The organism is Aeromicrobium sp. YIM 150415 (assembly GCF_016918125.1).
GTDB lineage: Bacteria > Actinomycetota > Actinomycetes > Propionibacteriales > Nocardioidaceae > Aeromicrobium > Aeromicrobium piscarium.
This window is the reverse complement of the sequence record NZ_JAERWM010000005.1, coordinates 21,366-43,687: the sequence shown is the minus strand read 5'-3', so window position 1 is coordinate 43,687 and position 22,322 is coordinate 21,366. Positions and strand designations below refer to the sequence as shown.

At 68.6% G+C, this 22,322-nt stretch carries 18 protein-coding genes; 8 read left to right on the top strand and 10 right to left on the bottom strand.

The window, feature by feature from the left end:
* Positions 1–11 precede the first annotated feature (11 nt).
* The 5 genes from JL108_RS03610 to JL108_RS03590 all read left to right on the top strand — a co-directional run bounded on the left by JL108_RS03610 (position 12) and on the right by JL108_RS03590 (position 4,911).
* Positions 12–662: an MBL fold metallo-hydrolase gene (locus tag JL108_RS03610; RefSeq protein WP_205197128.1), complete on the top strand. Its 651-nt coding sequence runs from the start codon at positions 12–14 to the stop codon at positions 660–662.
* A gap of 56 nt (positions 663–718) precedes the next feature.
* Positions 719–2,254, top strand: coding sequence for a UDP-N-acetylglucosamine 1-carboxyvinyltransferase (locus JL108_RS03605; RefSeq protein WP_143912272.1), 1,536 nt, complete (start codon positions 719–721; stop codon positions 2,252–2,254).
* Between the two features lie 164 nt (positions 2,255–2,418).
* Positions 2,419–3,183, top strand: a complete 765-nt coding sequence (locus tag JL108_RS03600; RefSeq protein WP_205197127.1) for a glycerophosphodiester phosphodiesterase — start codon at positions 2,419–2,421, stop codon at positions 3,181–3,183.
* A complete protein-coding gene (locus JL108_RS03595; protein ID WP_240190605.1) occupies positions 3,180–4,490 on the top strand; it encodes an MFS transporter in 1,311 nt (436 codons plus the stop codon). The genes JL108_RS03600 and JL108_RS03595 overlap by 4 nt, the downstream gene beginning before the upstream one ends.
* A 34-nt stretch (positions 4,491–4,524) precedes the next feature.
* Positions 4,525–4,911: an RNA polymerase-binding protein RbpA gene (locus tag JL108_RS03590; RefSeq protein WP_143912266.1), complete on the top strand. Its 387-nt coding sequence runs from the start codon at positions 4,525–4,527 to the stop codon at positions 4,909–4,911.
* Here JL108_RS03590 and lnt read toward each other — a convergent pair.
* Together lnt and JL108_RS20410 are read right to left on the bottom strand one after the other, a co-directional pair.
* On the bottom strand, positions 4,908–6,365 hold the full coding sequence (lnt, locus tag JL108_RS03585) for an apolipoprotein N-acyltransferase (RefSeq protein ID WP_205197123.1): 1,458 nt from the start codon (positions 6,363–6,365) through the stop codon (positions 4,908–4,910). The genes JL108_RS03590 and lnt overlap by 4 nt on opposite strands.
* On the bottom strand, positions 6,362–7,447 hold the full coding sequence (locus tag JL108_RS20410; protein ID WP_205197121.1) for a Xaa-Pro peptidase family protein: 1,086 nt from the start codon (positions 7,445–7,447) through the stop codon (positions 6,362–6,364). Before JL108_RS20410 ends, lnt begins: the two co-directional genes overlap by 4 nt.
* A gap of 80 nt (positions 7,448–7,527) precedes the next feature.
* Here JL108_RS20410 and JL108_RS03575 point away from each other — a divergent pair, with 80 nt between their 5' ends.
* Both JL108_RS03575 and JL108_RS03570 read left to right on the top strand, forming a co-directional pair.
* The gene (locus JL108_RS03575; protein ID WP_205197119.1) at positions 7,528–9,111 is read left to right on the top strand and encodes a M28 family peptidase; all 1,584 of its coding nucleotides are present in this window, start codon (positions 7,528–7,530) and stop codon (positions 9,109–9,111) included.
* 22 nt (positions 9,112–9,133) lie between these two features.
* Positions 9,134–10,102, top strand: coding sequence for a 5'-3' exonuclease (locus JL108_RS03570; protein ID WP_205197117.1), 969 nt, complete (start codon positions 9,134–9,136; stop codon positions 10,100–10,102).
* Positions 10,103–10,313: 211 nt separating this feature from the next.
* On the opposite strand, the gene JL108_RS03565 is transcribed toward JL108_RS03570, so the two are convergent.
* The 8 genes from JL108_RS03565 to JL108_RS03530 all read right to left on the bottom strand — a co-directional run bounded on the left by JL108_RS03565 (position 10,314) and on the right by JL108_RS03530 (position 21,637).
* Entirely contained in the window at positions 10,314–13,034 is a 2,721-nt protein-coding gene (locus JL108_RS03565; protein ID WP_205197115.1) for an RNA helicase, read from the bottom strand.
* Between the two features lie 54 nt (positions 13,035–13,088).
* A complete protein-coding gene (tatC, locus tag JL108_RS03560; RefSeq protein WP_240190604.1) occupies positions 13,089–13,892 on the bottom strand; it encodes a twin-arginine translocase subunit TatC in 804 nt (267 codons plus the stop codon).
* A 74-nt stretch (positions 13,893–13,966) separates the two neighbouring features.
* On the bottom strand, positions 13,967–14,230 hold the full coding sequence (locus tag JL108_RS03555) for a Sec-independent protein translocase subunit TatA (protein ID WP_143912254.1): 264 nt from the start codon (positions 14,228–14,230) through the stop codon (positions 13,967–13,969).
* A gap of 8 nt (positions 14,231–14,238) precedes the next feature.
* Positions 14,239–15,198, bottom strand: coding sequence for a YafY family protein (locus JL108_RS03550; RefSeq protein WP_205197111.1), 960 nt, complete (start codon positions 15,196–15,198; stop codon positions 14,239–14,241).
* Positions 15,195–16,151 (bottom strand): YafY family protein, encoded by a 957-nt coding sequence (locus JL108_RS03545; RefSeq protein WP_205197109.1) that lies wholly within the window; start codon positions 16,149–16,151, stop codon positions 15,195–15,197. The genes JL108_RS03550 and JL108_RS03545 overlap by 4 nt, the downstream gene beginning before the upstream one ends.
* Positions 16,152–16,164: 13 nt before the next feature.
* Positions 16,165–17,079, bottom strand: a complete 915-nt coding sequence (locus tag JL108_RS03540; RefSeq protein WP_205197107.1) for an FKBP-type peptidyl-prolyl cis-trans isomerase — start codon at positions 17,077–17,079, stop codon at positions 16,165–16,167.
* A gap of 86 nt (positions 17,080–17,165) precedes the next feature.
* Positions 17,166–18,527 (bottom strand): Pup--protein ligase, encoded by a 1,362-nt coding sequence (gene pafA, locus JL108_RS03535; RefSeq protein ID WP_143912246.1) that lies wholly within the window; start codon positions 18,525–18,527, stop codon positions 17,166–17,168.
* Positions 18,528–18,667: 140 nt separating this feature from the next.
* Positions 18,668–21,637, bottom strand: coding sequence for a hypothetical protein (locus JL108_RS03530; RefSeq protein WP_205197105.1), 2,970 nt, complete (start codon positions 21,635–21,637; stop codon positions 18,668–18,670).
* 289 nt (positions 21,638–21,926) lie between these two features.
* Between JL108_RS03530 and JL108_RS03525 the strand changes: the two genes are divergently transcribed.
* Complete coding sequence (locus tag JL108_RS03525; RefSeq protein WP_143912243.1) at positions 21,927–22,217, top strand: GIY-YIG nuclease family protein; 291 nt, start codon at positions 21,927–21,929, stop codon at positions 22,215–22,217.
* Positions 22,218–22,322: the final 105 nt, after the last annotated feature.

Below are 22,322 nucleotides of genomic sequence, written 5' to 3'. Positions count from 1 at the left end.
ATCGTGCCACGATGGACGACATGTTGGTCACTCGTTACGGGCACGCTGCCCTTCTCGTGGAATCGGGCGCGACACGCATTCTGATCGATCCCGGCACCTTCAGCCGCGACGCGGTCTTCGACCTGACCGGGCTGGACGCCATCGTCGTGACGCACCAGCACCCCGATCATGTGGACCCCGACCGCATCGGGGGCCTGCTGGAGGCCAATCCCGGTGCCACGCTGCTGGCCGACCCGGAGACCGCCGAGCGCCTCGGCTCGCCGTGGCGGGCGCACCGCGACGGCGAGCTCACCCTGGTCGGCGACCTGGAGCTGACGGGCGTCGGCGAATGGCACGCGGTCATCGCCGAGCCGCTGCCCAGGGTCGCCAATGTGGGCGTGCTCGTCACCGCATCGGGTGAGCCGACACTGTTCCATCCCGGCGACAGCTATGCCGTCGCTCCCCCGGAGGTCGACGTGCTGGCGGTTCCGCTGTCCGCTCCGTGGACCAAGGTCGCCGAGACCATCGAGTTCGTGGGGCGCGTCGGCCCGAAGGTCATGTTCCCGATCCATGACTGCACCGTCTCCGAGGCCGGACACGGCGTCTACTGGCAGCATGTCAGCCGTTTCGGTGGTGTGCCGGATGCGCGAGACCTCCCTCAGGACGGCACGCTCGACATGTGACGATCGACGCACGCGCTCGACGCGACTCTATCTCACACATGAGATAGCCTCGAAACATGACGGAACGAGACGACTACCTCGGACGCATCGGGACCCTGATCCGCGATGCGCGCCAGCACTCCGGTCTGACCCAGGCGCAACTCGCCGCCCAGCTCCGCACGAGTCAGAGCGCCGTCAACCGCATCGAGAAGGGCCAGCAGAACCTGACGCTGGACATGCTCGCGCGGATCGGTTCGGCTCTCGACTCCGAGATCGTCAGCGTGGGCACCTCCGGGCCGAGCCACCTGCGGGTCAAGGGCGGCACGACACTCCAGGGCTCGATCGACGTCAAGTCGAGCAAGAACGCCGGCGTGGCGCTGCTCTGTGCGTCGCTGCTCAACACCGGTACGACGGTCCTGCGCAAAGTCGCGCGCATCGAGGAGGTCAACCGCCTGCTCGAGGTGCTGGACTCCATCGGCGTCAAGACCCGCTGGCTGAACGAGTACAACGATCTCGAGCTCGTCGTGCCGGAGAAGCTCAACCTCGCGGCGATGGACGCCGCCGCCGCGCGCCGCACACGCAGCATCATCATGTTCCTCGGCCCCCTCATGCACCGGGTTCCCGAGTTCGAGCTTCCCTATGCGGGAGGATGCGATCTCGGCACCCGCACGGTGGAGCCGCACATGACGGCTCTGCGTCCCTTCGGCCTGAAGGTCATCGCCACCGAGGGCAGCTACCACGCGTCCGCCGCGCAGGGCACCGGTCCCGAGCGTCCGATCGTCCTCACCGAGCGCGGCGACACCGTGACGGAGAACGCGCTGCTCGCCGCGGCCCGCTACGACGGAGTCACGGTCATCCGCAATGCCAGCTCGAACTACATGGTCCAGGACCTCTGCTTCTTCCTGGAGAAGCTGGGTGTCCGAATCGAGGGCATCGGCACCACCACCCTGCGCGTGCACGGTGAGCCGGACATCCGCACCGATGTCGACTATGCGCCGAGCGAGGACCCGATCGAGGCGATGAGCCTCATCGCGGCCGCCATCGTCACCAAGTCCAGCATCACGGTCTGCCGGGTGCCGATCGAGTTCATGGAGATCGAGCTCGCGGTGCTCGAGGAGATGGGCTTCGTCTACGAGCGGTCGGCCGAGTACATGGCCGAGAACGGTCAGACCCGCCTGGTGGACATCACCACGCATCCGTCGCAGCTGAGGGCGCCGATCGACAAGATCCACCCGATGCCGTTCCCCGGCCTCAATATCGACAATCTGCCGTTCTTCGCCGTCATCGCGGCGACCGCGGACGGGCAGACGATGCTGCACGACTGGGTGTACGAGAATCGCGCCATCTACCTGACCGAGCTCAATAAGCTGGGTGCGAGGGTCAAGCTGATGGATCCGCACCGGGTCCTCATCGAGGGTCCGACGCATTGGAGCGGCGCCGAGCTCGTGTGCCCGCCCGCGCTGCGTCCCGCCGTGGTCATCCTGCTCGCGATGCTGGCCGCCAAGGGCACCTCGGTGCTGCGCAGCGTCTATGTCATCAATCGCGGCTACGAGGATCTGGCGACCAGGCTCAACGCCCTGGGCGCCGAGATCGAGACCTTCCGCGATATCTGAGCGTCCGCACGGGCGGCGGTCGCCTCTCAACCTTTCGCAGGCTGCCGCGGTAGACCGTCAACCCCATCCGCGGTCGATGGGGTTGACGGTCTACCGCCCGGACGCGAGCGCGGCGACGGCGAGGCGTCGTCCGTGAGCGGGAGCCCTCCCCTAGCGTGGGAGGCGTGAATCGCTCGCCGGCCTACTTGGACGCTCCCACTCCCCTGGCCTTCGCCCATCGCGGCGGCGCCCGTACGGCCGGCAACGCGGGGATCGAGAACTCGCTCGCCGCCTTTCGCCACGCGGTCGAGTCAGGTTACCGATACCTCGAGACCGATACCCGCGCCACGAGCGACGGCGTCGCCTACGCATGCCACGACGCGCGCCTCACGCGCCTCGCCGGCGACGACCGGGCGATCAGCGACCTCACGTCCGCCGAGCTCGACGCGATGCTCCTCGGGGACCGTGAGCCGATCGTCCGGCTCGACGAGCTCATGTCGGCGTTGCCCGACGCCCGCTTCAATATCGACGTCAAGTCTGCCGACGCGATCGACCCCACCTGCGACGTGATCGAGCGCCTCGGGGCCGTCGACCGCGTGTGCCTGGCCTCGTTCTCGCATCAGCGTTTGACGGTCCTGCGTTCCCGGCTGCCGGAGGCCGCCACGAGCGCGTCGTCCCGCGAGGTCGCGCGGGTCGTACTGGGCCTCCGAGCGCCCGGCGGGGTCGACTGCCTACAGGTGCCGGTCAAGCGCGGGCCCGTCCCCATCGTCACCCGGCGGCTCCTGAAGCGCGCGCACGCCGCCGGCATCCAGGTCCACGTCTGGACCATCGACGATCCCGTCGAGATGCACCGGCTGCTGGATCTCGGTGTCGACGGGATCATGACCGACCGCACAGACCTGCTCAAGGACGTGCTTCTCGCCCGCGGAGAATGGAACGAGGCCCCATGAAGAAGGTCATCGCCTGGAGCCTCTGGGACTGGGGTTCGGCAGCGTTCAACGCGGTCATCATCACCTTCGTCTTCTCGGTGTACCTCGTCGACGGCGTCGGCGACGATCTTCCCGGGCCGATCTCCGCCAGTACCTGGTACGGCTGGGCGATCGGTGCCGGGGCCTTCGTGATCGCGATCTCCGCCCCCGCTCTCGGCCAACGGTCGGATGCCCGTGGCCGTCGCAAACGCACCCTCGCGCTGCTGACCGGCCTCGTGGTGACGCTCACAGCCGCCCTGTTCTTCGTCGAGGACGACTACCACTACCTGTGGTTCGGGCTGCTTCTCGTGTCGCTGGCCTCGATCGCCTTCGAGCTCGCGCAGGTCCCGTACTTCGCGATGCTGCGTCAGGTCTCCACGCCGGACAATGTCGGACGCATCTCTGGCATCGGCTGGGCCTTCGGCTATCTGGGCGGCATCGTCCTGCTGCTGATCTGCTACTTCGGCTTCATCACCGGCGACGGCGGCATGCTCGGTCTCTCCACCGATAACGGATGGAATATCCGGCTGGTGGCGCTGGTCGCCGCGGCATGGTTCCTCGTGTTCGCGATCCCGTTGTTCTTCGCCGTCCCCGAACTCCCTGCCAGCGCCACCCCGGACAGCGCCGACGTCGGCTTCGTCGAGTCCTATCGGGTGCTCTGGAGAGAGCTCAAGGCGATGTGGGCCGGCGACCGCGATGTGCTGAGATTCCTCATCGCGAGCGCGTTCTACCGCGACGGCCTCTCCGGTGTGTTCACCTTCGGCGGCATCCTCGCCGTCAGCGTCTACGGCATCGATACCGCCGATGTCATCCTTTTCGCCATCGCTGCCAATGTCGTGAGCGCTGCGGGAGCCTGGGTAGCCGGCTACTTCGACGACAGCTGGGGGTCACGGCGGGTCGTCGTGGCCTCGTTGGTCTCGATGCTGGTCGTGGCGGTCGTCCTGCTGTTCGTCAGCGGTCCGCTGATGTTCTGGATCTTCGGCCTGGCCCTGTGTCTGTTCGTCGGGCCCGCCCAGGCCGCCTCCCGCACCTACCTGACCCGGGCGACCCGCACCGGCAAGGAGGGCCAGAACTTCGGCCTGTATGCGATGACCGGGCGGGCGGCGTCGTTCATGGCGCCCAGCCTCTTCGGCCTGTTCGTGCTGATCGGCGGGGCGGATCGTTGGGGAATCCTCGGGATCATGATCGTCCTCGGCATCGGGCTCGCGCTACTGCTGCGGGTCCCCGAACTGGCTCACGCGGACGACGATCGCTTCTCAGGGGAATCTCACGGCGATGGCGTACGTTGATAGGTAGAGACGACCACGAAAGGGGAACGCGAGCATGGCTGAACGAGCACTGCGAGGCGCCCGACTCGGTGCCCAGAGCTTCGAAGACGAGCGCGGCGTGGAGATGGCTCCGCGCCAGGAGGTCGAGTACGCCCTCGCCGACGGCCGCACCTTCACCGTGACGATGTCGGAGGAAGCGGAGATCCCCGGTGAGTGGGAGGACCCCAAGTCCGGGCAGATGGGCCGCCTGGTCGGTGCCGACGCCTCCGGCAACGACAAGGACGAGAAGCCCATCCGTACGCACTGGGACATGCTCCTCGAGCGTCGCTCCGTCGATGAGCTCGAGGACCTCCTGAGCGAGCGACTGGAGCTGCTGCGCGGCGGCGAGATCGGCCCGCCGCACCTGCACCGACGCTCGGCGAGCAAGAAGAAGACCGCTTAACCGCGGCGACGGGCGGCCCGCCAGGCCGCCACGACGCCGACCAATGCCAGCCCGGCGATGAGCCCCTCCAACGGAGCGGCGAGTCGCTGGGCTGGTGTCGTTCCGGTGGCCCCGGTGATGTCCTCGATCATGACCGTCGGCTCCAGAAGCGGTGCCTCCGTGACGACCTCGCCGTCGGGCGCTACGACCCCGCTGATGCCATTGGTCGACGGCACCACGACATAACGTCCGGTCTCGATGGCCCGCAGACGGGAGATGTTCCACTGCTGGCGCAGCTGCGAAGTACCCTCGAAACTCGCATTGCTCGTCTGCACCACGAGGAACTCGGCACCTCCCCCGATCGCCTCGCGCACGATGCCGTCATAGGCGATGTCCCAGCAGATCGTGTCGCCGATGACGGCCCCGCCGATTCGCAGGTCGCCCGGCTCGTCGCCCGCGAGCATGTCCCGTGGGATATCTCGGTCGATCCTCGGCACCAGATCGCCCAGTTGCTGACGCAACGGCACATACTCCCCGTAGGGCACCAGCTTGCGCTTGACGTAGGTCTCCTGATGTCCCCGCGGGGTCCAGACGAAACCGGCGTTGTAGGCCGTCGTGGAGGTGGGGCCGTTGAGGATGCCGGCGGCGAGGATGGGTGCGCCCACGTCGCGCGAGGCCTCGGTGAGACGATCGCCCGCCCACGCCTCGGTCAACGGATCGATGTCCATGGCGTTCTCGGGCCACAGCACCATGTCCACCGGCTCGTCGATCCCGGCGGTCGCCTCCAGATGCAGTTCGAAGATCTCGCCGCGCGGCCACTGCAGGAACGGTCCGGGGGTGCCGCCCTGCACGACCGCCACGCGGTGGCTCTCCCCCGCCCCCGCCAGGCCCACGGGAAGCAACGCGCCGCACAGCAGCACCGCTCCCGTGGCACCGGCCACCGGCACGATCCGCCGCGGCCGTTCGGCGGCGAGGACGAACAGGGCCGCGACCAGGGCGAGGACGAAGGTCGTCGCCGGCATGCCCACCAGACGCACCAAGGATTCGACGGGCGTGTCGATCGCCGTGTGGGCCAGACGACCCCACGGGAAGCCCGAGAGCGGGATGGCTCCGCGCAGGCTCTCACCGGCCGTCCAGACCGCCGCCATCCAGAGAGGCCATCCCGGCAGCCGCAGCACCGCGCGCAGTGCCCACGCGATCAGCACGTAGAAGACCGCCTGCGCCATGACGAGCGCGATCCAGGCGGCGGGGTCGACCGCGTTCATCCACCAGATGAGAGGCCCCATGTACCCCCACCCGAAGGCGAACCCCGCGATGAGGACGGTGAGCACCCGGGAGGCGGCCATCCGACGCAGGAGCCAGCACCATCCGGCGACGGCGACCACCATGGCGCCGGGGAAGTCCCAGGGCGCGAAAGCCGTCGACGCGATGACGCCGGCCAGCGCGGAGCCGACGATCGCGAACAGTGGGTTCACGGCAGACGCACGAGATCCCGTGATGTCGTGTTGACGACCTCGAGGCCGTCGTCGGTACAGATCGCGATGTCCTCGATGCGTGCCCCGTATCGGCCGTCGAGGTAGATGCCCGGCTCGATCGAGAAGGCCATGCCCGGCTCGAGGAGACGGGCACTGCCCTCGACGATATAGGGCTCCTCGTGCGTCTCCTGGCCGATGCCGTGGCCCGTGCGATGCACGAAGCGGTCGCCGTAGCCGGCCCCGGCGATGATCTCGCGGCCGACCCGGTCCACCGATTCAGCCGTCACGCCGGGACGCGCGTGTTCGCGCTGGGCCGCTTGTGCGCGCTGCAACACCTCGTAAAGAGCGGCGAACTCCGCATCGGGCTCACCTCCGACCACATAGGTACGGGTGCAGTCCGAGCAGTAGCCCTCCGGAGTCGTGCCGCCGATGTCGATCACGACGGGGTCACCGGCCTCGATGACCCGGTCGGAGAGCTCGTGGTGCGGCGAAGCACCGTTGGGTCCCGAGCCGACGATCACGAAGTCGGCCGTCACGTGGCCCTCGGCGAGGATCGCACGGACGATGTCCTCGCCGACCTCCCGCTCCGTGCGCCCGGCACGCAGCCATTCGCCCATGCGTCGGTGGACGCGGTCGATCGCGGCTCCGGCCGCGCGGAGGGCCTCGATCTCGGAGGGCTCCTTGCGCATGCGCAGTTCCGCGACGATCTCCCCACCGAGCACCTGGTCGGCACCGGGGATCGCCGCGCCGAGCGCGAAGACCCTGGCGGCCCACATGTGATCGTCGAGCGCGACGACCTCGACGTCCCCGACGAGGCGCGCGACGAGCTCGAAGGGATCCTCGGTCTCCTGCCAGGTGGCGATCGGCAATGCGACACCCGCGGCCACGGCTGCGGGACGCTCCAGATGCGGCACGACGAGGGTGGCCTCACCGCGCGCCGGGAGCACGAGGCAGGTGAGTCGCTCGAGCGGCAGGGCGTGATAGCCGGTGAGGTAGCGAAGATCGGCTCCCGGGGTCACCAGGAGCGCGTCGACGCCGCGATCGGACAGGAGGGCTTGAGCACGGGCGAGACGATCGGTCACATCCCCGAGCCTATCGACTCGGCGGTGGGTCTCTGCTTATGGTGGGGCGAAATCGTTCATCGACGGATTCGGGGGGATCCATGAAACGTCTTCTGTGTGCTGCCGCCGCGGCAGCCCTCGCCGGCGGCCTCGTCGCCGCCCAACCCGCTACCGCCAAACCGCCCAAGCCCGATGACCGTGCCGCCCAGGCCCAGAAGGTCGTCGACGGCGTTACCGTCAACGGCATCTTGCGGCATCTGCGTCAGTTCCAGGTCATCGCCAATGCGCATGACGGGAACCGGGCCTCGGGTCTTCCCGGACATGAGGCGTCGGCCGACTATATCGAGACGCAGCTGCGGCGCGCCGGCTATCAGGTCGAGCGACAGACCTTCACCTTTCCGTTCTTCCAGGAGCTCGCTCCGTCGGTCCTTCGTACCGAGGCCGGCGACATCGAGCATCACACCTTCACCTACTCCGGCGGGGGTGACGTGACCGGCACGGTGGCGCCGACCAATGACATCGTCATCCCGGCCACACCCGAGCCGAGCAGCACCTCCGGATGCGAGGCGTCCGACTTCGAGGCCGCGCCGGAGGATCCGGCGATCGCGCTCGTGCAACGCGGCACCTGCGATTTCGCCGTGAAGGTCGAGAACGCCGTCGCCGCCGGATACGACGCCGTCATCGTCATGAACGAGGGCAACCCCGGTCGCACGGATATCGCGACCGGGACGCTCGGCGCGCCCCAGGAGGTGCCCGTCGTCGGCATCTCCTATGACGACGGTGTCGCTCTGGCCGAGGCCGCGGTCACCGCGACCGTCACGACCGAGGTCGAGTCCGATCCCGATCGCGAGACCTTCAATCTCATCGCCGAGCTCCCCGCGCGCCACCAGCACGCGAAGGGCCCCGGCATGGGCAAGGGCCCGAAGAAGCCGCCGCAGGTCCGCGAGGACGAGGCGATCGTGGTCGGCGCCCACCTCGACAGCGTGACCGAGGGGCCCGGCATCAACGACAACGGCTCCGGCAGCGCCGGCATCCTGGAGATCGCCCTGCAGCTCAGCCGCACGGGCGTCGCCGACCGGCTCGAGCGGCCCGTGCGTTTCGCGTGGTGGGGTGCCGAGGAGCTCGGATTGCTGGGCTCGGAGCACTATGTGGCCAGCCTGTCGCCCGATGAGCTCGGCTCGATCTACGCCAATCTCAACTTCGACATGATCGGATCTGAGAACTACGTGCGCTTCCTCTACGACGGCGACGGCTCGGCGGGAGGCCCCGCGGGTCCTCCCGGATCAGGCGAGATCCGCGACATCTTCGCCGGCTTCTTCGAGCGGCAGGGCCTGGCGTGGGAGCCCACGGAGTTCGACGGCCGCTCCGACTACGGACCGTTCATCGCAGCGGGCATCCCGGCAGGCGGTGTCTTCAGCGGCGCCGACGGCATCAAGACCGAGCAGGAGGCGCAGATCTACGGCGGAACGGCCGGTGAGATCTACGATTCCTGCTACCACCAGCTGTGCGATGACATGACGGCGATCAACACCAATGCCCTCCACGAGCTCGGCGACGCGGCTGCCTGGGGAGTCGCACAGCTCGGACTCGGTCAGCCGCTGTACCCGGACATGAGCCGGGCGCCGTACTCCCAGCAGCTCACCACGCCGGACTTCGACTACAAGGGAGGTCTCGCCGTCCGCTGACGGACCACTAAGATCGACCAGCATGACCGGTCGATTGATCCTGTTGGACACCGCGAGTCTGTACTTCCGTGCCTTCTACGGCATACCGGACTCGCTGAAGGCCCCGGACGGCACTCCGGTCAACGCCGTCCGGGGCCTTCTCGATTTCGTCGCCACCCTCGCGACGCAGTACGAGCCCGAGGCGATCGTCGCGTGCTGGGACGACGACTGGCGTCCGCAGTGGCGGGTCGATCTCCTGCCCTCGTACAAGGCGCACCGGGTCGAGGAGGAGACGAGCGGCGTCGACGTCGAGGAGACGCCCGATGCGCTCTCACCCCAGGTTCCGCTCATCGCCGAGGCTCTCGGGTTGCTCGGCATACCCGTGGTGGGCGCCGCCGAGGCCGAGGCCGACGATGTCATCGGCACGCTGGTCCACCGGTGGGACGGCCCGGTCGAGGTCGTCACGGGTGATCGCGACCTGTTCCAGGTCGTCGACGACTCGCGCGGCGTTCGGGTGCTCTATACGGCGCGGGGCGTCGGCAAGCACGATGTGGTGGATGCCGCGTGGGTTCGCGACAAGTACGGGATCGAGCCGCACCAGTACGTGGACTTCGCGGTGATGCGCGGTGACGCCTCCGATGGCCTGCCCGGTGTGGCGGGCATCGGCGACAAGACGGCCGCTGTGCTCTTGGGCGAGTTCGGCGACCTCGAGACGATCGCCGCCGCGGCCGCCGACGAGACCAGCTCCATCAAGCCTCGCCCGCGGCGATCGCTGCTGGAGTCGTCCGACTACATCGCCAGCGCCGTGCGCGTCGTACGTGTGCGGGATGATCTCGCCCTCGCTCCCCCAGCGGCGCTGCCGGTGTTCAGCGAGGAGCAGGCAGCCGAGTTCACCACATTCGCCCAGACCTGGGGCCTCGGCGGCTCCGCCGACCGAGTCGTCGCTGCCCTCCGTGCCGTGGTCTCGCCACGCCACGATCGCGCGGAGGGGCAGGGTCCGGTGGTTGAGTAGTGACCGCGAGCTTTGCGAGCTGGTCGCGTATCGAAATCACCTTCCGTAACGTGGTCTCGATATGCTCCGGTCGCGAAGCGACCTCCACTACTCGACCACCGAGGGTCGGGTCCGGTGGTCGAGTAGCGAAACCACCTTCCGCGACGTGGTCCGGTCGCGGAGCGACCTCCACTACTCGACCACCGAGGGTCGGGTCCGCGGAACCATCGGCTCAGGTCATCAGGCTACTGTAGGCGACGACTCCGCGACGCAGGTCGGCCAAGGCGTCTCGGGCCGTCTCGCGCAGGGTTCCCGGGCCGGCCGCATCGGCGACCTGGCCCATCAGATCGAGGAGCTGCTTCATCGCGCGGACGAAGTCCCCCGCCGCCATCTGCGTGTCGCGCAGGACCAGGTCCAGCGAGGAGCCCTTCGACCACGACCACACCGCCTGCGCGAAGCCCGCGTCGAGCGGGCGCAGGAACTGCACCCGGTGCTCGCGTTCGACCTGCATCAGCTCGTCGGTCAGCCCCTGCAGGCGCTGCACCGCGTCCACGGTCGCGCCGGTGGGCAGCACGGGCGCGGGAGCATCGTCGATACGCGACTCGAAAGTCAGGGTGCTGACGACCGCCGCGAGCTCGCCGCTGTCCAGGCCGTCGAAGGCACCCGACCGGATCCCCTCAGCGACGACGAGGTCCACATCGCTGTAGATGCGCTGCAGCCGCTGGCCGGCTGGGGTGACCTCGTCGCCGGCGAGATACCCGAGATCGTCGAGGACCTCGCAGACTCGGTCGAACTGGCGGGCCACCGAATTGGTCTGCCGCTCGACGCGGCGGCGTTGGGAGGCGGTGTCCCGTTCGAGCTTGAGATAGCGCTCGGCCCAGCGTGCGTGGGACTCGCGATCCGGGCAGTCGTGGCAGGGGTGGGCGCGCAGCTTCGCGCGCAACTCGGGGATCCGCGGATCCTCGCCCGATGCGCCTCCGCGAGTCGGGGATGCCGAACGCAGATGCTCGGTCTTCTCGGCCCGTTGCCGGAGCGTCGAGGCCAGATCACGTCGCGACTGCGCCTGCCTCGCGTTGAAGGACTTGGGCACGCGCATGGTTCCGCGCGCCTGAACCGGCGTCGGGAAGTCGACGAGCGCCAGGCGTCGCGCATGCCGGTCGGCCGTGAGCACATACGGGCGCGGGCCGTCCTCGCCTCCTCCGGTGCCCGGATCGAGCACCACCGCCACCCCGGCCCAGCGTCCCGCCGGGACATCGATGATGTCGCCGGTCTTGAGCTGGCGGAGCGAGGCGACCACCTCGGCACGTCGCTGCGCCTTGCGCGCCTTGGAGCCGTGCTGCTCGACCTCCTTGAGCTGGCGGCGCAGCTCCATGTACTCGCCGAAGTCGCCGCGATCGCAGGTGGCCGCCTCGCGATAGCCCTCGATCGCCTCGTCCGCCTTCTGCACCTGCTTGCTCAGTCCGACGACGGCGCGGTCGGCCTGGAACTGTGCGAAGGACTGCTCAAGCAGCGAGCGGGCATGCTCCCGCCCGACCTGGTGCACCAGGTTGACCGCCATGTTGTACGAGGGATGGAAGGACGACACGAGCGGATAGGTGCGCGTCGAGGCGAGGCCCGCGACATGCCGCGGGTCGAAGCCTGGCTGCCACAGCACGACGCCGTGCCCCTCGATGTCGATGCCGCGCCGTCCCGCGCGTCCCGTCAGCTGGGTGTACTCCCCCGGCGTCAGATCGACATGCGTCTCGCCGTTCCACTTGCTGAGCCGCTCGATGACGACCGATCGCGCGGGCATGTTGATGCCGAGAGCGAGGGTCTCCGTGGCGAACACGATCCGGATGAGGCCCCTGCTGAAGAGGTCCTCGACGATCTCCTTGAAGGTCGGGAGCATCCCGGCGTGGTGCGCGGCGATGCCTCTCCCGAGCGCCTCACGGAAGTCGTGGAAGCCGAGTACCTGCAGATCCTCATCGGGCAGATGCGTGGTGGCCGCGTCCACCGTGCGATAGATCTCCGAGCGTTCCTCGTCGGTGGTGAGGATCAGCCGGGCATGGAGACACTGCTCCACCGCCGCCGCGCACCCGGCACGGCTGAAGATGAAGCAGATGGCCGGCAGCAGCCCCTCGGCGTCGAGCTTCTCCACGATGTCGACGCGGTCGGGTGTGCGATAGCGGGTACGGGGGCGACGCTGACCCTTGCCGGGCCGCCCGCCCTTGCGCGCCCGAGACAGTTGCCAGTCCTCACGCGCCATCCGCTCGAGGACGTGGTTGACCTTCTGGCCGTCCTCCTCGAAGAGCGGATGGAGGCGGCGGCCCGCCATGACGTGCTGGTAGAGCGGTACGGGACGCCGCTCCTCGACGATCGTGACCGTATCTCCACGGACCTCGGTCAGCCAGGCGCCGAACTCCTCGGCATTCGAGACCGTCGCCGACAGGGAGATCACCGCGACCGAGTCGGCGAGGCCGATGATGACTTCTTCCCAGACGGCACCGCGGAAGCGATCCGCCAGGTAGTGGACCTCGTCCATGACCACGAAGCCCAGGCCGTCGAGCGTGCGCGAGCCGGCGTAGATCATATTGCGCAGGACCTCGGTGGTCATCACGACGATCGGAGCCTCGCCGTTGACGGTGTTGTCGCCGGTCAGCAGCCCCACGCTGTCAGCACCGTAGCGGTCCTGCAGGTCGTGGAACTTCTGATTCGACAGCGCCTTGATCGGCGTGGTGTAGAAGCACTTGCGGCCGGTGGCCAGGGCCAGATGCACAGCGAACTCGCCGACGATGGTCTTGCCCGATCCGGTCGGCGCGGCCACCAGCACGCCGTGCCCGTCCTCGACCTGCTGGCACGCGGAGACCTGGAAATCGTCGAGCCCGAAGCTGTAGAGATCGCGGAAACGGGCCAGTTCGGGGTAGCGGCGATCCGCCCTCGCCTGGGCGAATCGCTCGGCCGGGGACGACGTCATGACTCCAGCCTACGGGGAGAGCCGATCCGGACGAGGAGGCTCCGCCAGCAGGCTCTAAGAATCGAGCGGGTCGGGCTGGTCGATATCGGACGCGTCCTCGATCGCCGAGGCCTGATCGTCATCGGCCCCATCGGTGCGGCGCCGCGCGCGCCGCCGGTCCGTGACCCACGCGATGGTTTCCGAGATCAGGTAGAGCACGGTCATCGGCACCGCCAGGAAGAGCATCGTGAGCGGATCGACCGTCGGCGTCGCGACGGCCGAGAAGATGAAGATGCCGACGATCGTCCACGGCCGCGCTCGGGCCAGCTGCCGCGCTGAGACCGCTCCGATCCGGTTGAGCAGCACCACGATCAGCGGGATCTGCGCCGCCACACCGAAGACGAGCATGATCCGCAGGATGAAGCTCAGATACTCGCTGCCGGAGATGATGTTCTCCCAGCCCTGCGGCACGAAGCCGATCAACAGCTCCACGGCCGTGGGCAACACCCAATAGGCCGCCGCCGCGCCGCCGATGAACAGCGGGGCACCGAGACCCGTCAGGACGACCGCCCAGATCTTCTCGTGGCGGTGCAGCGCAGGCAAGACGAAGCCCCAGATCTGCCACATCCACAACGGGCTGGAGATGATCAGACCGACGATCAGCGAGGTCTTGAGCTGGAACTGGAACGCTCCGCCCACGCCGCCCATATTGAGGATCGTCGAGATGCCCTGCTCCTCCAGCGCCGGCCGCGCGCGCTCGATCGGCTGGGTGAGGATGTCGAGGATGGGGGTATAGAGCAACCAGGCGACGATCACCCCGAGAAGGATGCACAGCAGTGCGCGGGTAAGTCGGCTGCGGAGCTCGCGCAGATGCTCCATGAGCGGCATCTGGCCGCCTGAACTCGCCGCCGCACGAGGCTTCCTCGACGGGCGGTCGCGGCGTCCGAGCACCGTCAGTTCGGGTCAGTGCGGTCGCGCGTCACCTCGGCCGGATCGACGGTCTGCGGACGCTGCTCCGCGACCGGCGGCTGCTCCTCGCGCGCCGAGGATTCGAGACGATTCTCGTCCTCGTCCTGGCCTGCCTTGACCTCGGACTTGAAGATCCGCAGCGCCCGTCCGGAGCCCCGGGCCAGTTCGGGCAGCTTGCGCCCGCCGAACAGCAGAACCACGATGCCCAAGATCACCAGGATCTCGGTAGGTCCGATTTGCCTGAACATGATGCTCCTCAGTCGATGACTATCCCAGTGTACGCGTCGAGCGCGGCGCGAGCCTGGGCGGACACGTCTTCGCGCAGCGACGTCGGCTCGATCACGCGCACCGTGGTCGCATGCCGCAGCACCAGGCGACGCAGCCAGGCCAGATCGGTCCCGTACAGCCGTATCCGAGCGCTCCCGTCGGGCCTCTCCTCGATCACCTCGGCACCGTACTCGTCGATGAGCCAGCGTGCCTCCGGCGAGAGCTCCAGCACGGCATGGGGTGTCTCCGGACCGGGCACGAACACGGCCTCGACCGTGGCGGAGGCCTCGCTCGGACGGATCGCGACCGGGGTATCGAGCTCGGTCGCCTCGGTGATGCGGTCGAGGCGGAAGGTCCGGGTGTCCTCGGCCAGATGACACCACCCGCTGACATAGAGCTGACCGCGCGCCGTGAACACCTTGTGCGGATCGACATCGCGCGAGGTCGTCCGATCCCGCGATTCGGTCGCGTACACGATGTGCAGACGATGTCCGTGCGCGTGCGCGGACAGGACGGTGTCCTTGATCCGGGAATCGACAGGCGGCAGGCGCACGTCCACGGGGGCGAGCGCCCCCACCTCGCCCTCCAGCTTGGCGAGGGCCCCGTCGACGGCCGGCAGCTGATCTCCGGTCGCTGTGTCTCGCAGCGTCCGTAGCGCGACGATCAGCGCGGACGCCTCGCGGGCGCTGAAGGCGAGCGGACGGGTCATGAAGTCGGCATCGCGCAGGAACACGACCCCGTCCTCCTCTAAGGCGCCGACGTCGATGTCGATCAGATCGCCGTGGTACTCCCCCACTCCGGTCATCATGAGCAGGGACAGATCCTTGGTCACCTGGGCCACGCTCACGCCGAAGGCGTCCGCCACCTCGGTGACGGGGATGCCCGCATTGCTCTGCAGATAGGGCACCATCGCGAGCATGCGCTGCACACGCTGGACCGAGGTGCTCATGCGCCGCTCACCGCCGATCGGAGCAGGCCGATGACGGCATCGCGCAGCTCGGCGGGTTCGAGGACGACGACATCGGGCCCGAACGAGGCGACCTCGCTCGCGAGCACCCGGGTGGACGCATAGGGCACGCGGAGGACGTCCCATTCGCCGTCGACGCCGGTGATCTCCCGGGCTTCACGGCGCAGGCTGTTGGCGCGCCCGCGGCGGATCCGGAGCACCGCCGCCTCCGTGGGCTCCGGGGGCAGTAGGGCGCCTGCGAGCTCGCGAAGGTCGATCCCCGCGGGCACCTCGACCGCACCGGGCTCTTCCAGCGTCTCGACCTCGCCGTGGATCCGTGAGAGCCGGAAGACGCGGGGCGCGTCGCGGTCGCGATCGAAGCCGAGGACGTACCAGCGGTCACGCACCGAGATCATGCCCCAGGGCTCGACCTCGCGCCGCGCCTGCTGGCCGTCCGGCTTGCGGTACTCGAAGGCGATCGGCTGACGCCGGGTCGCTGCCTCGAGCACGGCGTCGAAGGCCGGCTCATGTGTGGACAACCGCGGCTCGACCATCCGCAGCTGATCGGTGGCCACGTCGACGCCGATCGAGCGAAGCTTGGTGATCGCGGTCGCCGACTCGCTCGCGAGGCTCGCACGGTCCCACACCTGCGCAGCGAGACCGACGACGGCAGCCTCCTCGCGGGTGAAGGAGATATCGGGCAGCTCGGCGTCATCGCGACGGATCCGGTATCCGGGCTCATCGTCGAAATAGGCGTCGCGGTTGCCCGTCTCGATGACGATGCCGAGTTCGCGCAGCTCCTCCTTGTCGCGCTCGAACTTGCGCTCGAACGCGCTGGGGCTCGCCTCGCGATACTCCGAGATGGCACCCCGGATCTGATCCTTGGTGAGGTACTGGTTGGACGCGAGCAGCAGGAAGAAGAGGTTCATGAGCCTCTCGGTCTTCCGCTGCGCCATATGCCCGAGGATGTCAGAAGGCGTCGAGGACGTCGACCACGAAGGCCAGATCGCCGTCGGGGCGACCCTGTGCGGCGGCGTCCTCGCCGTAGGCGGTGTCGACCGGGCACTCCAACAGCAGGCGACTGCCGACCTTGGCACCGACGAGGGTCTCGTCCCAGCAGGGGATGACCTGACCCTGCCCGATCGGGAAGGTGCTCGGCGCACCGCGCTCCCAGGAACCGTCGAAGACCTCGCCGCTGGGGTACTTCGAGCCGACGTAGTGGACCACGACGGTCTGGCCCGAGGCGACCTCGTCTCCCTCGCCCTCGATGAGCACCTCGGAGACCGCCTTGCCGTCGAAGGCCTGCGGGCCTTCGCCTTGCGCGACGCCGGAGGGATGGTCGTCATCGTCGTACTCCACCGTCGGGCTCTGAGGCGCGAGCTCCTGCTCCGCTCCCTCGGCCGACTCGGGCACCTTGCTGAGGACATCGAAGAGGAAGACCATCGTGTCGGTCTCCTCCAGTCCGATATTGGTGGGGTCTTGCAGCAACGACGCGCCGTCCTCCCCGGTGACGGCGATGAGGACGCGGGAGCCGACCTTCTGGTCCTCCAGGCCCTTGGTGAAGCCGGGCAGCGCGGTCTCGTTGAGGGTCAGCACCATCGGACGTTCGTTGGCGAAGGAGTTGTCGAACTCCGAGCCGGTGCGGCCGTTGACCGCGATGTAGTTGACCTTGACAGTGTCACCCTCGGCGATGTCCTCGCCGTCTCCCTCGTCGACGACCTCGCTCGTGGTCTCGGCCACCGAGAAGTCCTCGGGAACCTCGAGCGACGGAGTGTCGTCACCGGACACCTCGACATCGTCCAGGGAGGAACCGGATCCTCCCCCGCACGCCGAGACAGCCAGCAGAGCGATCAGCGTCGTCAGAACACCGAGAGACTTGCGCACGTGGGGATCCTTCGCATCGGGGTAGCTGCGGGCCGAGCACTACCCTAGCCCGCGCCGCCCAATCGGCAGGCGGCACCTGATCGGGTTCACATGCTGTCGATGAGCCGCTGCACGCGATCGTCCGTGGCGCGGAACGGGTCCTTGCAGAGCACCGTGCGCTGCGCCTGATCGTTGAGCTTCAGATGCACCCAGTCGACGGTGAAGTCCCGGCGGCGTTCCTGCGCCCGCGTGATGAACTCGCCACGCAGGCGTGCACGAGTGGTCTGCGGAGGGATGCTCTTGGCACGGAAGACCGACAGATCGTCGGTGACGCGTGCGACGGCTCCACGTCGTTCCAGCAGCGAGAAGACGCCCCGATCGCGACGGATGTCGTGGTAGGCGAGGTCGAGCTGGGCGACCCGCGGATCGCTCCACGCCAGCCCCCGCTGCTCGCGGTAGCGCTCCAGCAACCGGTACTTGATGACCCAGTCGATCTCGCGGTCGACCAACGACAGGTCGCCTGACTCGACCGCCTTCAGGGTGCGCTCCCAGAGGTCGAGGATCCGGTCCGTGGTGGGCGTACGCATGCCCTCGCGATCGATGAAGTCGGCCGCCTTGGAGAAGTACTCGTTCTGCAGTTCGAGGGCCGACAGCTCCCGGCCGTTGGCCAGCTGGACCGTGCGGCGACCGGTCATGTCGTGCGAGATCTCGCGGATGGCCCGGATCGGGTTCTCCAGGGTGAGGTCGCGCATCACGACTCCGGCCTCGATCATCCGCAGGACCAGATCGGTCGTGCCCACCTTGAGCAGGGTGGTGGTCTCACTCATATTGGAGTCCCCGACGATCACGTGCAGCCGGCGGAAGCGCTCCGCGTCCGCGTGCGGCTCGTCGCGCGTGTTGATGATCGGGCGCGACCGCGTGGTGGCGCTGGAGACGCCCTCCCAGATGTGCTCGGCCCGCTGACTGACCGAGTAGACCGTGCCGCGGGGCGTCTGCTGGACTTTGCCGGCGCCGCAGATGATCTGACGCGAGACGAGGAAAGGGATGAGGACATCGGCCAGCCGGGTGAACTCTCCTCCGCGACCCACGAGGTAGTTCTCGTGGCATCCGTAGGAGTTGCCCGCCGAGTCGGTGTTGTTCTTGAACAGGTAGATGTCGCCCTCGACGCCGTCCTCGCGGAGACGTTCCTGCGCGTCGAGCATGAGTCCCTCGAGGATGCGCTCGCCGGCACGGTCGTGCGTGACCAGCTCTGTGACGTCATCGCACTCGGGCGTCGCGTACTCCGGGTGGGAGCCGACATCCAGGTACAGCCGGGCCCCATTGCGCAGGAAGACATTGCTGCTGCGCCCCCAGGAGACCACGCGCCGGAACAGATACCGCGCGACCTCGTCGGGCGACAGCCGACGCTGGCCGTGGAACGAGCACGTCACGCCGTACTCGTTCTCGATACCGAAGATTCGCCGCTCCATGGACTCACCCTAGTGCGCGTCTCCCAGGCCGGCCGGGAGGCGAACTGCTACGGGCGGTGCGTCATCACGCACGTCAGACCTGGGCGGTGAGCCATCCCACACTTCCCCGGTTGCTGTGCGGGATCATCCACCGCCGCGGCTCAGGGGCCGATCGATGCGCCGGTCGACGAACGCCGAGGGGAACGGAGGCGGGCGAGACCCGCGATGACGACCAGTCCGCCGGCGGCGAGGGGCACCCACACGATCCAGGCCGGGATACCCAGATGGGTCGAGATCCCCAACGTGCGGGCGAGAGTCCAGGGCAGGATGCCGAGCTCATCGCTCCACGTGCGCAGCACCGGATCCAAGCCCGCCACGGCCAGGGCACCGCCGAGCCCGAGCAGGACCGTGCCGAGGCTGAGCAGCACAGCCCCTCGCCGTCGTGCCGCCATCGCGACGGCGGCCGACCCCCATCCGGCGAGCACGGTCGTCGCGATCAGGTACGCCGTCCGGGCACCCTCATCGGTCCACGCGGCGGCCCAGTAGCCGGAGGGACCGTGCCCGCTGAGCGCGTACAGCACGAGGGCGCTGTGCACGAGCGAGACTCCGCCGAGGGCCGCCGCCCAGCGCCGCCGCGAGCGTCGCGAGGTGACGAGGCACAGCATCGTGAGCCCGACCGCCCAGCAGGCCGCGATCGTGGCCCCGTGCACCGGTGCCCGGCCCCACCCCCACATCGCCTCCGTCGCGATCACCACGAGACCCGGCAGGACCCCGAGCGCCAGCGCCGATCGGTCCGGGCGTACGGCCCACGGCCGGACGAGGCCGCTCCAGTGCCATCGAGCGAGCGCGAACACCCCGGCTCGCAGACCGGTGAGCGCGGCGACCGCACCGAGCAACAGCCACCCGACCACCAAGCCCAACAACACCGATGCTGCGGTCGCGATGAGTTGATCTCGTTCCTGCCGGTTCATCGCCGCATCGGCGGCGACGGTGTTGTAGGCGGGGAGGTCGACCCGATCGCCGTAGGTCTCCGCATGCGCGTCACGGGCCTCGCGGTACCGCTCGCGAGCTCGGTCCGCCGCGACGGCATGGGCCTCGTCACCGGTGCGCACCCAGGCTGCGTGGTGCAGAGCCGTCGAGCGGAACCAGCTGAGCATCTCCAGCAGCGAGACCTCGTATTGGAGGGTCTCGGTCGCATTCGCCTGGCTCGTCTGGTCGTTCCAGCTGCTCGCCGGGGTGCCGCGCACCTGGCGGAGCATCGTGCGCGCGGTCGCGACCGCGTCGCGGCCCTCCTGCACGGACTCGCCCACCTCGTCGCCGACCACCGTGCCGATCACCGACCAGGTGGCGGTGTCGCCGGCGAGGACGTCCCACTCGAAGATCCACATCATCGGCGGTGGGAGCAGTCCGAGGGCGTGGACCCGCTTCTCGGCGAAGGCGCCGATGTACAGGCCATCGAGGATCGCGCTCCGTGACACGCCCAGGGCGGCGGCGACGGCCTCCTGGGTCGAGGGGATCCGGGAGACGGCGGAGCGGATCCAGTCGCCGCTGATATCGCCGGGCTCGGCGTCCAGATCACGCGCCCAGCGGCCGATGCCGTAGGTGTTGAGGTCGTACAGCGGCCACCAGCCGCGCTCGAGGTACAGGGCCATGGGCCCGGCGCGCCACGGCCCACCGTCCTGGGTCCAGGTCCAGACCCCCTCGATCCCGTCATTGGCCGCGACGGCCTCCTTCAGCGCGGTGCCGTGGAGGGCGGTGAGGTCATTGGCGAGCACACCCATGCCCTCGTACTCCCGGCGGCTCTGGAACTCGATGATGCGGCGTTGACCGGTCTCCCCGAGCGTGGCGTTGAGCGGAAGGTGACTGTAGAAGTCGCCGTCGCTGTACTTCGTCGAGACGATCAGGCGATCGCTGTCGATGCCCTCGAACACCCTCCGGTAGAGCTCCGGATCGGTGTGCAGCGCGCCCACCTCGCCCACCCCGACGCTCCAGGTCCGGAACACCAGCTCACGTCCAGCCCGCTCATGGGCATCGAGCAGCCCTGACAGCATCGCTCGGGTCTGCTCCACCGACGTGACCGCGAGCGCCGAGCGCTCGTCGCGCCCCGCGACGTCGTAGACGTCACCGGCCTCGCCAATCCGCACGACGGTGCCGGCCAACTGAGGCATCGCGGCATAGACCTCCTCGAAGGCCGTCCCATAGGTGTCCCAGAAGGCCGGCAGACTCGTCTCGAGTCCGCCGAAGCGCCCCCGCAGGTAGCGTTCCAGAGGATCATTGAGCGCGAGCATGTCGGTGCGCAGATAGACGTCCAGGCCGCGGTCGCTCGCGTACTCCCACCAGGGGCCGAAGGCCTCGCGCATCGCCATCGCCCGAGCCCGATGCGTGCGGTCCGAGGCGTCCGCGATGTCGTCGAAGCGCACGTACTCCAAGAACCCCGGAACCGCCATCGCGTTGTAGCCGTTCGCCACCGACTGGCGCACGAAGCGCTCGAAGGCCGGGCGATGGCGTTCCAGCGCCTCGGTGTCGATGTACGGAGCCTCCGCGAGGATGACGTCCTCGAAGGCACGACTCGCATGGCCGTAGTCGTCGCCGCCGCGCCATTGCGACTCGCGGGCCCGGACACCCACGGCACCGAAGTCGACCATGCGGGTCGGTAGGTCCGGTGCGATCGCCTCGGTGACCCAGGGCTCGCGCCCGGATCGGATTCGGTCGGCGAGGGCCACCAGTCCCTGCGCGGCACCACGCGCCGACGACGCACGCAGGATCCAGCGTCCTCCGTCGACGGGAACGAGCCGCGAGCTCTCCTCGCCGTCTCCCTCGGTGTCCGCGTCGACCTCGACCGTCAGCGTCGGCTCGTCGGCGATCGACACCCAGCGTGGGGCTGGGCGCTGACGCGAGCGCAACGCGTCCCCGAGCACCTCAGCGGCCTCGACGACGGCGGGATCGTCATCGACCGAGATGGAGACGATCGCGGGTGCCTCGACGGGATCGACGGCCTCCGCGACCGAGGGATCCTCTCGGATCGCCGAGCCGTCCTCGACCCGCAGATCCAGCACCGAGGAGACCTGGCCCGCCACGAGCCAGCCGACGAGGGCCGAGAGCACGAGACACGCCACCGACCGCCAGATCACATGGGCATCATAGTGACCAGCCGGCACCCCGCCCGCCACTCACCAAGCCTGGTCCGCCAAGGAGGTCGCTCAGCGACCGACTGATGGAGCCATCGCAGAACGGGCGTAGCCGCGATGGAAGGCGGAGCCCGAGGCGGGTAACGCAAGCCCGCGACCTCACCACGCCTCGGGGTCCTCGTCCCTCGGACCCCTCACGCTCAGGCGCTAAACGCCTTCGCTGGCGAGCGGGGAATCGTCCGCCTGTGGACAGACCCCGCGGCGTGTCACCTGAATCCGCGACGATGGGGAAATGCCTTTCACCTACGTTCTCACCTGCGCGGACGGCACCTTCTATACCGGCTCCACTTGGGATGTCCGCGCGCGCCTACGACAGCACCAATCCGGTGAGGGTGCCGCCTATACGCGGCGCCGCCAACCGGTACGACTCGTCTACTACGAGGAGTACGAGCGCATCACCGACGCCTACGCCCGCGAGAAGCGCATCCACGGCTGGACCCACGGAAAGAAGCGTCAACTCGTCCGTTCTGGTCCGGGCACCCGCGTCGAGGACGACAGCACGCTGTGGCAAATTGAGCAGTAGCCGCCAAGGAGGTCGCTCAGCGACCGACTAATGGAGCCATCGCTGAAGGGCCGTAGCCGCGACGGAAGGCGGAGCCCGAGGCGGATGACGCAAGCATTCGATCTC